General features: G+C 57.8%; 8 protein-coding genes and 1 pseudogene. 3 read left to right on the top strand and 6 right to left on the bottom strand.

All coding sequences use genetic code 11. The features are described from left to right. Positions 1-230 precede the first annotated feature (230 nt). Positions 231-1,277 (top strand): hypothetical protein, encoded by a 1,047-nt coding sequence (locus tag KBY67_RS14250; protein WP_255111746.1) that lies wholly within the window; start codon positions 231-233, stop codon positions 1,275-1,277. Positions 1,278-1,411: 134 nt separating this feature from the next. Here the strand turns inward: KBY67_RS14250 and KBY67_RS14255 are convergent, their stop codons facing one another. The 4 genes from KBY67_RS14255 to KBY67_RS14270 form a co-directional block, all read right to left on the bottom strand. Continuing rightward, the gene (locus tag KBY67_RS14255; RefSeq protein WP_315855600.1) at positions 1,412-2,344 is read right to left on the bottom strand and encodes a glycosyl transferase; all 933 of its coding nucleotides are present in this window, start codon (positions 2,342-2,344) and stop codon (positions 1,412-1,414) included. A 16-nt stretch (positions 2,345-2,360) separates the two neighbouring features. Next, positions 2,361-3,275 (bottom strand): hypothetical protein, encoded by a 915-nt coding sequence (locus tag KBY67_RS14260; protein ID WP_255111748.1) that lies wholly within the window; start codon positions 3,273-3,275, stop codon positions 2,361-2,363. Continuing rightward, entirely contained in the window at positions 3,272-3,583 is a 312-nt protein-coding gene (locus KBY67_RS14265) for a type II toxin-antitoxin system VapC family toxin (protein ID WP_255111749.1), read from the bottom strand. The genes KBY67_RS14260 and KBY67_RS14265 overlap by 4 nt, the downstream gene beginning before the upstream one ends. Before the next feature lie 176 nt (positions 3,584-3,759). After that, the gene (locus KBY67_RS14270; protein WP_315855601.1) at positions 3,760-4,656 is read right to left on the bottom strand and encodes a glycosyltransferase; all 897 of its coding nucleotides are present in this window, start codon (positions 4,654-4,656) and stop codon (positions 3,760-3,762) included. 442 nt (positions 4,657-5,098) lie between these two features. Between KBY67_RS14270 and KBY67_RS14275 the strand changes: the two genes are divergently transcribed. Continuing rightward, on the top strand, positions 5,099-6,319 hold the full coding sequence (locus KBY67_RS14275; RefSeq protein WP_255111751.1) for a hypothetical protein: 1,221 nt from the start codon (positions 5,099-5,101) through the stop codon (positions 6,317-6,319). Between the two features lie 575 nt (positions 6,320-6,894). Beyond that, entirely contained in the window at positions 6,895-7,788 is an 894-nt protein-coding gene (locus KBY67_RS14280) for a glycosyltransferase family 4 protein (protein ID WP_255111752.1), read from the top strand. Positions 7,789-7,834: 46 nt separating this feature from the next. On the opposite strand, the gene KBY67_RS14285 is transcribed toward KBY67_RS14280, so the two are convergent. Together KBY67_RS14285 and KBY67_RS14290 are read right to left on the bottom strand one after the other, a co-directional pair. Further along, entirely contained in the window at positions 7,835-8,371 is a 537-nt protein-coding gene (locus tag KBY67_RS14285; RefSeq protein WP_255111753.1) for an ISAs1 family transposase, read from the bottom strand. Further along, positions 8,362-8,898, bottom strand: a pseudogene (locus tag KBY67_RS14290) (ISAs1 family transposase); the annotation flags it as partial. The pseudogene KBY67_RS14290 and the gene KBY67_RS14285, both read right to left, overlap by 10 nt. Between the last annotated feature and the right edge of the window lie 583 nt (positions 8,899-9,481).

The following is a 9,481-nucleotide window of genomic DNA, read 5'->3' on the forward strand; positions in this document are numbered from 1 at the left end:
CCCTGCATCCCCAGCTTTGGCGTGCAGCGCCGCCAGAAGCAGCCCTGGTTCACACGAATTGAGCTGCCGCCGCTCCTCGATGCTCTGTGCGGTGCTGTCTCAGTCGACGGTCTTACCTGAGATGTGTCGGTCAGTCAGGCTCAGCTCATACCAGCTCAGGAACCTGCATACAGCGCATTGCACAAGAACGCCTTGAGGCGTTCAATCAGCCTGAGAAAGTTTTCCGAGCCTTGGATCTCAATTCCGTTTTTACGTCCGAATTTTACGGAAACCGATGGGCCAGCGGAACCATCACCTGGTCGGTCGCCACCTTCGGCAGCAGAGCTCCTACGGAAGAGGAGATGGCGCTCCTCCGCAAGGCTTTCCAGCTCTGGGACGAGGCTCTTGAATCGGTGACCTTCCAGGAAGTATCCCCGAACAACGGCGGCGCCCAGATCCAGGTGGGTCTCGGAGAGACCAACGGCTTATCAGGCTATTGGTCGGCCACCTGGAGCACGGTGCGAACCGGCGCCAGCATCACCCTGGCCCCAGATCTTGACCCTGCACTGTTCGCGGTTGCTGCAGCCCATGAAATTGCCAATGTTTTAGGCCTGGGGGATATTGACGGGGGAGGATATGTAGAGAGCCTTACTTCGGATCCATTCTCAAGTTTCCATCTCACCAATCCCAATCTTAATTATCTATCTCGTATCGACTTCGAGCTCATCAATCAGCTCTACGGTGAGGACAGCACCGACTACCTGGGCTATCTCGCTGGACTCTCCATATTTTCGCAGGTCATCGTTGGTGATTCCAATTCTGCACTTGCTGAATCATTCAGCGGCACTGATGGAGCAGACCTGGTCCTTGGCTACGCAGGCGACGATACACTCATCGGAGGCTCCGGCAACGACCTCATCTTTGCCGAGGATGGTCGGGACCTGATCATCGGCGGTGATGGAGCCGACGTGATGCACGGTGGCTTCGGGGCCAACATCTTCGGCGACTCCCGAGACGGATCAGTGGATCAGATCCTGATCCACTCTGATCATTTCCTGATGAACCCTCTCACTGGAACCACCGCCGAGAATACGAGCGGAGAGTACGTTGACATCCTCGAAGGTCTGGACCCGAGCGATAACATCTTTATCGAAGCCGGCTTCGGCAGATCTCTTGAAGTCCGTGACACAACAGGCGGACTTGGCCTTTATGTGGACGGCATCATCGAGGCCCTTTACACTGGTAACGACCTGAGCGCAGCTCAGCTCTTCAGCATGACCGAGATCGTTGCCGCTTGACCACACCATCAAGAGCCCCATGCTGGTGGATGCCAAAGAGCTTATCAAGCTGTCTCCTATCAGTACTAGTGTCTGAAGAAGAAATGGTGGTTTTTGAAATCCTTTAAGGCCACCTTGAGCTGCTCTCTGTCGATTCAGCTTTCCCGAAAGTGAAGAGCCTTGGCCTGATCGAGATAAATACCGAGTGACGCGAGCAACACCGCCAGAATCATTACGGCCATAGTTCCACCCACAAGAAAAACCACCCCAAGAAGAGCCGTAGCGCTCGCATATCCAACCGCAATCCGTCGCGGACTCACTCCAGCCCGATGAAGGCGCTGATAGAGATGGAGGCGATGGGCTTGAAACAGCGAATGGCCGGCCCACCACCGCCGCACGACGCAGATCACGGCATCGCCCAGCAGCGGCGTGGCCACCAGCAGCAGACCCAGGGCTTTGCTCCAGTTCGGCTCCTGCAGCACCACGCTCGCCATCACAGCGCCGAGGAAGGTGCTGCCCACATCCCCCATGAACACCCGGGCCGGGTTCCAGTTCCAGGCCAGAAAACCGAGCAAGGCTCCCACCAGCGGCCAAAGCCAGGCGGCCCCCAGGCTCAGGGCTGCCACCGTGAGAAACACAGCCAGGCAGCTGGCTACCAGGCCATCGAGGCCATCCATGAAATTCACAAAGTTGATCGTGGCCGTGATCGCCACCACGATCACCAGGCCGGCAAGCACACCCAGCCAGCCTCCAGAGACGACGGGGAGGGCCGCAGCCGCCAGCAGCGCCATGGCCGTGAGCAACTGGGCCAGATAACGCAGGCCGGATGGCAGGTCGTAGCGATCGTCGAACAAGCCCACCAGGGCCAGCGGCGTGCAGAGAAGAGGGGTGATGGGCAAGCCCCAGAGCACCCCCACCAGCACGAAGGCCACCCCACCCCCGCGTGGCGTGGCCTGGCCATGGGCGCTGCGGGCGTTGGGGTGATCGGGCAGAAGCCGGAGCAGCAACGGCAGCAACAAGCCGAGAAGCCCCGCGCTGAGCAGGGCCGCCAGGGCCACCGTGGCCAGACCCATCAGGGAAGGCGCCATCATCGAACTATCGTCGTCACTCAGCGGGGATCGCGGGGGCGAACGGTCGACGAGGGCGATCCAGCAGCTCCGCCACCGATGGGAAGCCCGCCAGATCGGCGCTGACCCGCTGCAGGGCCTCAAAGGTCTTCGGGGAGAGGAGCAGCAGGGGAGAGGCCACGACTTGGAACAGGCGGGTGGGCAGGTTCAGCAGGAGGCAGCGGGCGGCGCGGGGATCACCGCCCTGCAGACGCTGCAGAAGCTGGCGATAGCTCAACTCCTCATCGCCACCAAGGGGCAACAGGGCGGACGCTGCGTCTGGGGCGGTGAGTCGCTGCGCCTGATCCAGGGCGACAGCGGCCAGATCAGCGGCGGAGATCGGTTGGCGCAGGCCGGTTTGAGCCGGCAGCGGCAGCAGGGGCAAGCGACGTAGCCAGCGGCGCAGCGTCTCCACGTTGTGGTCGCGGTGGTGGGCCGTACACCCATGGATCAAGGTGGGCGCCAGGATACGGGCCGACACCCCCAGCTCCCGGCAGTCGGCCAGCAGCTGCTGCTGACTTGTGGCCAGGCGCCGGACCAGGTCGCGATCGAAGCCGTTGGCCGCGAAGCGCTTGGTGATCACGCTCGACGAGGAGCAGGCCACCAACCCGCGCAAACCTTCCAGGGCTTTGGGCTGCAGCGTCATCAGCGCCTCCAGGAATGGCGCCAGCAACCAGAGGTGAGCAAAGCAGATCCAGATCTGGGGGCCAGGGGGAAGGACGGCGGCCGCAGCCTGCAGTGCCCCATCCGACAGATCGCTCAGATCGCAGCGTCGCCAACGCTCTGCGGCCACAGCCGGCGGCAGCTGCCGCCCCAGGCACCGCCAGGCCGTGCTCTCAGGGAGCTGCTCGATCAGCGCCTCGCCGCAGAGACTGTTGGCACCGAAGAGCACCAGGGTGGGCGGCTGGCTCACCACAGCCTGCGGCAGGGAAAAGCCGCCAGGGCGGGATCAAGGGTGACCAGCGTGAGATCGTCGAGTTCCGCCTGAGCGGCAAGCAAGCGATCGAAAGGATCACGGTGAGCCAGGGCGTAGCTGCCGGCCCGCAGGCCATGGCGCCAGCTCACCGGAAGGGTGAAGAATACCTGCGCCTGCTGCAGGTTGGATCCCTCCTGCAGCAGGACTTCGGCGGATGGCAACCGACCCAGACGATGCTTGGTGGCGGTCTCCCAGGCCGACGCCGAGCTCACGTACACCCGCTGATCTGGATCTCCAAGCCACACAGCAGGGGCAGTTGCAGGCGTCCGCGCATCACGCCGGGTTGCCGAATGGACTGGGGCTCCTCCAGTGGGACGAGCCTGGCCCAGGGCCGCCCGCTTTTCGCCCCCAGGATTGTCTCGCAAGCATGCGCATTCACGGTTGCATCACCCGAGGCAGTGCATTGCAAGTGGGTTGGGCTTCAAGTTAGTCCACCCCTAAACCAGGGAGTTGCCCCACCGCGGGGGGAGCGAGGCTCCAGCAGGCTCAATCCCCGCTGTAAGTAGCGCAGAAGGAAGGGAAGAGGCCAGCGCCAGCCAAACGCCCGGCGATAGGCGCGGCGCACCTCGTACAGGCGACGCCGGTGCTGCACGCCGCTCGCGCCTCCCATCGCCATGTGCACGAGCTCCAGTTCAAACACCCGCACCCGCAGATCGGGCCAACGGGAGAGCTGCAGGAAGTAGTCGAGGTCGGCGGAGAGGCGAAAGCCCGGGGTATAGCGGGCCAGGTGGGCACGAGCGCCGGGGCCGATCAGGGTGGCCTGGTGGGGAGGCGTGGAGCCCAGGGCCAGGGAGCGGCGGTAGCTGCCGAACCAGCGCAAGGCGGTGGCGCGGGCCAGACAGGGCGGGGCAGCCGGATCAGCGACCATCGACACGTAGCGTCCTCGGCAGACGATCAGGTCGGGCTGATCCGGGCCCAGGGCCTGACCAGCCCGCTCAAAGACATCGGGAGCTGGCGCCCAGTCGTCACTGCCCCAGAACAGCAGCCAGTCGGTTGGGCCGGCGGCGGCGAAGCCCTGGTTCATCGCCCCGAAGATTCCCGGTTCGTCTGGTGACTGGGGAATCCAGCGGCAACGAAGATCCTTGGCACAGCATTGCTCGAGCCACTGGCGGTGCTCGGGTGCTGAGGCTCCGTCGATGAAGAGGAGGCGCCAGTGAGGCCAGCTCTGGGCCTGTAAGGAGTTCAGCAGGCGCGGCAGGAGTTGATGAGAGTTTCGTGTGGGAACGACAATCAGCAAGGAGGGTGTCATCGCTGCCATTATTCTTGGCTCTGAACCGAGCGCAGGAATGAATCGATCACTGTCATTCTTCAAATCCATAATCAACGTTAGCGTCGATCAAAACAAACACAAGGCTCTGAGAACACTATCAAAAACTTACAGTGATGCGTAGCCGACAAACCAACCATTGCAGAGACCAGGCCAGTGACTTGAGGTCGTCAAGCATTGGTGGGGACCTCAGAAAGGGCGCACCTGAAAGTACAAGAAAGCCTACAGAAAGAGAGCCTGAGTGCCCATGAGTCAGCAGGAATTGCGTCAGACCCACAAATTCCCACAACACTAGACTCCGATGCTAAACTCATGCTACCCACTAGACAAGGACATTGAATGTTCCCATGCCCCACTCGCCTGAGCGCACCCTCCCGCACATGCCACACCACCACGGGAGGAGATTGATACAGACAGGCCTGCTGCTGAAGAGACTCGCTGGTTATTATGTTCTGGACTTAGCCCAATTAACCTAGAGCTATGGCGAGAGTACTTGGATTTTGCCCTTGAATATTATATGAACATGAAAAGCTCTAGATTGGATCTGACTAAAAATCAAGCTCGAAACTCATCACTTCCCTTGATCATCGCTATTGGCTATATACTTGTAATCTATCTGCTGTCCCTGCGATCAGTTTGTCTCGATCTTGATGATGTCGACTTTGGCTATGCAAGCGCCTTTTCATGCTCCGAAATTATTGGTTATGCTTGGCTCCCTCTAGTGCAGATCATAGGAATATTAATCGGATTCAATATCTTAGGTCCCATAAAGCAGACTATTATTAAGCTACCCAAGTTATCACTTGGATTCCGTCTTCAAAACTCTAGTCTGGCATTTTTATCACTATTAGTTATTGTTGCTATATTCTCTTTCTACGCCCTCACAGCCATTGAAAATTTTCAATTTTATGAAGTTGGCACAAACGAGATTCAGCGCGAGGTTGGGGGCAAGGGAGCATCCTTTTTCGTCTTAGTTAGCGGTTGTTTATCCATTATTAATTTGCATACAAGAAAGTATAGTTTTATATCGTTTGCCTTAGTTTGCCTGACGTCTCTACTCTTCGCATGGTTTGACGGGACCAGATCGGCTATTTTACCATTTCTTGTTTATACGTATTACTATGCGTCACAAAGAAAATGGAAACTTTCACTTTCAATGGCCTCAATAAGCGCTTTCCTGTTCGTTCTAGCCATATCAAGTAGATTCATTGGCGACAAGTCGCTTGATTCCCTTCTTGTAGTTTTAGATGACGTAATTTCTTCACTTTCTTCCATCAATCTTGCATACTTGTTCCAGCACTCTTTTCTGCATCTAATTTATGTAATTGACCAGGCTCCCTATCAATTTAATTTGAACGACTTACTTTACAGTATCATTCCACTTCCATCCTCTTTTCATTTTATAAATGCTGATCCTGACTTATGGCGAGTAGACTATTTTAGACCGATGGGCGCGATGGGAGAGTTATTTGTGTTCAGTCCGGCGGCTTTCGTTCTATTCAATAGTATTTATGGCATTCTGATTTATAAAGCAACTCAGCTCAATAATCTCTATGCTCGTCTTATTACGAGTTGCATTATTCTTACATCATTCGCCATAAGCTATCAATACGGTCTTCGGACAGTGCAGTGGCTGATTTACTTGTCGATATTATTAATTTTTTCTTTTCGAGGTAATGGCAAGCTGCATAATCAAGAAGCTCAAATGCTGTAGCCATTATTTCCACAACTTCCTCCTCTGCATTAATTCACGAACAAATAGAAGCTGTAAGAAACTAAATTTGAAACGCATGATAACTTTCGAATATATATATGTGAATCATAAGACATACACTTCTTGACATCTATTCGAACATCAGGCTTAGTCCTAATCAACCAATTTAAACTTAGAACTTATGCCACTTAAAGAAGCTACAACTATTACCAGATCGCGAGCCCAAGCAAAGCAGCAAATCAGAACATGTGTCATTAGAGATTAAATTCCACGTCTTCAGGTTTTAAATACTTTGATCGTGCAAGGCTTTAGACATGAATCGCTATCTTCTGTGCTGCGGTGATGCCACGAATCCGGCTACTTGGAGCAACATTCCATTTTTCCTGCTTCAGGCAGGTATGCAAGATGGCTTGCTCCAGGGAGGGCTGGGGCTCCAACCCGAACGGATTCGTCATCAGCGCCGGCTCTGGAATCTGACCCAGCTGCTGCGTAGCGGAAAAGCAGGTGGCTTTCAGTATAGCCAAACATTCGGTCAAACCTTAATGGCTCAGTCGGGCTTTTCTTCCGAGCAGCCATTGGCCCTGCTCAGCCACTTTCCTCTGCTACCGCCCGAACCCTGGCCCGCCCCCTGGCGGGTGGATTTCTACATTGATGCCACCACTCGCCAGGTTCTCGACGATAACGGCACGGGCCAGCGCCTCAGCGAGGGGTTTCGGAATCAGGTGCTTGAACGTGAACGACACGCCTATCAGCAGGCTCATGCCGTGGTGTGTATGGCTCAGTGGGCCGCCGATTCAGTGATTGCCGACTATGGAATTGATCCAGTCAAGGTTCATGTGGTGCCCGGTGGCGCCAACCTGGATGAGAGTCGGCTTGCCAGTTTGCCGGCGGCTCCCTTGCCGCCACCTCCTAGCCTAAAGACACCGCTTCGGCTTGGGTTTCTCGGCAAGGACTGGCAGCGGAAGGGTGGACCCTTCCTGCTGCAGCTGGCTGAGGCTCTGAAGGCTCTTGGAATCCCGGCGGTGGTGCGGGCCATCGGCCCGGATCCCGCTGTGCTGCCGCCCCATCCGGCCCTCCACCCCCTGGGTTTCCTCGACAAACAAACCGAAACCGCTCGCTTTGCGGCCGAACTGCAGAGCTGGCACTTTGGCTCGTTGTTTTCCTCCGCGGAAGCCTTTGGCATCTCCAACCGCGAGTGTCTACGCCTTGGGGTGCCCGTTCTTGCCCATGCGGTAGGCGGCATCCCCTCCACCATGCCCGATGGCGGCTGCGGCCAGCTGTTCGCCCCCCATCCCAAGCCGGACGTGGTGGCCGACTGGATTGCATCCCGCCTCACCCCCTATGAAAGCTACGTTGGCTGGCGCGCCGCCCTGGCACTTCGCTCGCGCGAATTCACATGGGAGGCGGCAGTAAAGAGGCTGGAGAAGATTACTGGGTATCCTCAGGCCACCCCAAGCAGCGATGGGTGAGATGACCTGTTCGTGCTCGCTACCTCAGGGCTGACTGAAAGTTGTCTTATCCCGTCTCTGCGGCGCTGATTCCGACCCAGCCGAGCATTCGGCTGATGTCATGCGCCACGGCCATCAGACCAGCACGGACTGAGCGAAAGCCGTTGCAGCGCAACAGGTTCAGGGCCAAGGTCCTCAGCAGAGCCAACACCTGTACCCCGTTGCGCTGGCTATAGCGGTGGGCGTCCTCGCCGAGCTGGGTGTCGCGAGGCCAGTGCCACTGGTTTTCGATCGCCCAGCGCTGCCGCACCAGTCGCAGTAACGCTTTTGGGCTGGTGCGCAGGGTGGTGATGAACAAGTGGATGTGGTGAAACGGCTTGCCGTCACGCCGGCCGGTGCTCACCAGCTCGATGATCCAGCTGGCGCCCACCCAGCGCTCACGAATGGCCTCAGTGGCGTTGCGGGCTCGGAGAGTCCAGCGCACCCGGCGGCCATGGCTGGCCTCGACATCGCTGATCACTACAGGGAAGTGCCGGTGGCCGCGGAACTGGGAGACGATCTGCTGATACATCCGGCGCTGGTTGTTTTTGACCGTCAGGAGCAAGTCGGCGCCCTGCTCGGCGGCGAGCTGAAAAACGCTGGCGAGGTGTGCAGCGCATCCGCCTGGATCAGCACGCCCTCGAGCTCCAGCGTGCTCAGCAAAGCTTTCAGGGCTACGCGCTCGTGGGATTCTCCGGTGTCAAACGAGGTCTGCGCGATCGCCACGCCAAGCTCACGTGCGTAGAGCGTGACCTGGGTGACAAATCGCGTGGCTCCATCGGGGCCATCGAGCTGAGCAGCTGAACCGCGCAGGGTTTTGCCATCACAGATCAGCTGGTCGAAATCCTTGTTCTGATCAGCGATCTGGGCCAGCATCCACTCCCTGAGCAACCCGAAGAGCTCCTCGAGCTCCACCCTCTCAAACAGGTAGAGGAAGGTGGAATCGCAGGGTGCCTTGATCAGCTCCAGATCCAAAGCCGTGGCGAACGCCTGGTGATGCCGCTTGGCAAAACGCTCCAGATCCCTGGCGCTGCGGCAGCCGCTGAGGATGCCCAGGATCGCCATCAACAGCAGCAACCACTGGGGGTAACGGACCCCTCTCGGCGCTTACGCCCCTCCGGCAGGGCCTGCAGGAAGGCGATCAGATCGGGACTGGCAGCAAGCTGGGCCAAAGGACAAGAGCAGTCCCGACAAAACCGGCACCAGCATGGCTGCACCAGCCGCCTTGTGCCTGACTTTCAGTCGGCCCTGCTCGCTAGCTTCACCCACCGGTTCAGCCTGTTGCATCTTTCAGCCATGATCAGTGGAATGCCGTTGATCAATACCGCCGTTATAGACCATTGGCGGTCTGCAATGACCTGCAATGATTCAACGTGCCGATTCGAGATGACTAACGAGGCGCTCCAGCGGTGCGCGTCGGCAAGCCGCTGAGCTCTATCGTCAGTCGTAGAAAGGGAATCACTATGTCGCTCTTAAAAACTATCAAATTCATCACAGACCACCCACTGAATCGTGAGCACAAGCTCAGTTCCATCACCCCCGGGTTCAGGAAAGATGTCACCCCTTTGATCCTTCCATCCGGGGGCTTGAGGACATGACCAATGCGCGGATACAGCGAGGCCGTCAAGGCTGATGTGAGGAGGCGGATGAGCCCGCCGCACAGGCAGAGCGTGGC

It is taken from the genome of Synechococcus sp. RedBA-s, from assembly GCF_024345495.1.
In the GTDB taxonomy this organism is placed as follows: domain Bacteria; phylum Cyanobacteriota; class Cyanobacteriia; order PCC-6307; family Cyanobiaceae; genus Regnicoccus_A.

Bases quoted from the DNA above. Each gene is read 5' to 3' on its own strand.
- KBY67_RS14270 (WP_315855601.1), bottom strand. From the start codon at position 4,656: ATGGATTTGAAGAATGACAGTGATCGATTCATTCCTGCGCTCGGTTCA.
- KBY67_RS14255 (WP_315855600.1), bottom strand. From the start codon at position 2,344: ATGGCGCCTTCCCTGATGGGTCTGGCCACGGTGGCCCTGGCGGCCCTG.